This is a genomic window from Mesorhizobium sp. M1E.F.Ca.ET.063.01.1.1, from assembly GCF_003998155.1.
In the GTDB taxonomy this organism is placed as follows: Bacteria; Pseudomonadota; Alphaproteobacteria; order Rhizobiales; family Rhizobiaceae; genus Mesorhizobium.
Window position 1 is genome coordinate 1 of record NZ_RZSC01000920.1, and the last position, 2,064, is coordinate 2,064.

The 2,064-nt window shown below is 65.9% G+C and carries 2 protein-coding genes and 1 pseudogene; 2 read left to right on the plus strand and 1 reads right to left on the minus strand.

Annotated elements, in window-relative coordinates; genetic code table 11:
• Both EOA29_RS34255 and EOA29_RS34260 read left to right on the plus strand, forming a co-directional pair.
• A pseudogene (locus tag EOA29_RS34255) lies at positions 1-196 on the plus strand (hypothetical protein); the annotation flags it as partial.
• Positions 197-361: 165 nt separating this feature from the next.
• Positions 362-1,297, plus strand: a complete 936-nt coding sequence (locus EOA29_RS34260; protein WP_126092380.1) for a ribose-phosphate pyrophosphokinase — start codon at positions 362-364, stop codon at positions 1,295-1,297.
• Here the strand turns inward: EOA29_RS34260 and EOA29_RS34265 are convergent.
• Positions 1,294-2,064, minus strand: a 771-nt coding sequence (locus EOA29_RS34265; protein WP_145969981.1) for a helix-turn-helix transcriptional regulator, incomplete at its 5' end; no start/stop codon positions are given. The two genes, EOA29_RS34260 and EOA29_RS34265, sit on opposite strands and share 4 nt — an antisense overlap.

Sequence of the window (2,064 nt, forward strand, 5' to 3'; positions counted from 1 at the left end):
CACGACCGTCATCTACGTCTGGGACGTCTACGACCCCTCGGGCAACCGCCTGCACCGCATCAATGGCCAGCAGAAGTCGCCTTCGGTCGGCAGCACCGAGGGCTGGCCGGCCGTTGCTCCCGCGACCATGCAGGCGATCGCCGACCAGACGATCGACCAGTTCACCGCCTGGCTGGGCAGCGGTGGCGCCGGCTAGGGCGCCCTATTGTGTTGCCGGCTTGCGATGCCGACAGCCTTTGTTGCGCCTTGTCGAAGGATTCCCGATCACGAGGCTTGCAATACCGGCGCGGGCCGCTAAAAGCCCGCATAAAAGGCTCATGAGAGTCTGTTTGGTCTCTCCATCCTTCACCAGGAACGGTGCATGAAGCTTTTCGCGGGCAATTCCAATAGGGTGCTGGCCGAAGCGGTCGCTCGCTATCTCAACATCCCGCTGGGTAAGGCCAGCGTCCGGCGCTTCGCCGATCAGGAGATCTTCGTCGAGATCCAGGAAAACGTGCGCGGCGAGGATGTCTTCATCCTGCAGTCCACGTCTTTCCCGACTAACGACCATCTGATGGAACTGCTCATCATGATGGACGCCTTCATGCGCTCCTCCGCAAGGCGAATCACGGCGGTCATCCCTTATTTCGGCTATGCCAGGCAGGACCGCCGCGCCTCCGGCCGCACGCCGATCTCGGCCAAGCTCGTCGCCAACATGATCACCCGCGCCGGCGCCGACCGCGTGTTGACGCTCGACCTTCATGCCGGCCAGATCCAGGGCTTCTTCGATATTCCGACCGACAATCTGTTCTCGGTGCCGGTGATGGCCCGCGACGTGAAGGCGAAATACAAGCAGCTCGGCAACGTCGTGGTGGTGTCGCCAGACATCGGCGGCGTGGTGCGGGCCCGCGCGCTGGCAAAACGCTTCGACGCGCAGCTCGCCATCGTCGACAAGCGCCGCGAGCGCCCCGGCGAATCCGAGGTCATGAACATCATCGGCGCCGTCGCCGGCAAGGATTGCCTGCTGATCGACGACATCGTCGATTCCGGCGGCACGCTCTGCAATGCCGCCGACGCGCTGCTCGCCAACGGCGCGACCAGCGTCACCGCCTACATCACCCATGGCGTGCTCTCGGGCGGCGCGGTTGCCCGCATCGCCGGTTCGAAGCTGCAGGAACTGGTGATCACCGATTCCATCCAGCCGAGCCAGGCCGTGCTCGACGCGCCCAACATCCGCGTCATCTCGATCGCCGACCTGATGGGCGAGGCGATCTCGCGCACGGCGACCGAGGAATCGGTCTCGAGCCTGTTCGATTAAGCCACCGCGGTTTCGGCACGGACCGGGCCGCTTAACCGCTTTGCCCCCTCGCCCGCCTCGCGCGCGCCGCGCATATAGCCGCGCGGCGAGGCGCCCAGCATGCGCTTGAACATGGTGATGAAGGCCGGCACGCTGTCATAGCCGAGGTCAAGCGCCACTCTGGTGATCGGCTCGTCGTCGGCAAGCCTCGGCAACGCCGCGAACAGGCAGGCCTGCTGGCGCCATGTCGACAGCGACAGCCCGGTCTGACGCTGAAAGGCGCGGGTGAACGAGCGCCGGCTCATGCCCGCGGCATCCGCCCATTCGTCGATCGTCGCATGCGGCGAAGGCGCCGCCACGAAGCGCCGGCAGAGCGTCGCGAGCTTCGGATCCGACGGGAAAGGCAGACCGAGCGGCCGTTCCGGCAGGTTCGGGATCTCGTGCAGCAAGAGCCCCATGATCAATCCGGCGCGCCCTTCGAGCTCGCCGCCCTGCGGCAACTTCTCCGATTCGACGATCAGGCTGTGCATGAGCCCGGTGATGCCGACGACGCGCAAGCCCTCCGGCAGGCCGGGAATGGCGTCCGGCGTGACATAGACCGAGCGCATCGAGACATCGCCCAGCATCTCGACCGAATGCTCGATGCCGGCCGGTATCCACATGGCATGGTCGGGCGGCACCATCCAGCGGCCGTGCTTGGTCGTCACCAGCACGACGCCGACCAGCGCGTGCAGCAACTGGCTGCGGCTGTGCCGGTGCCGCGGCACGTGGTAGCCGTCGGGATATTC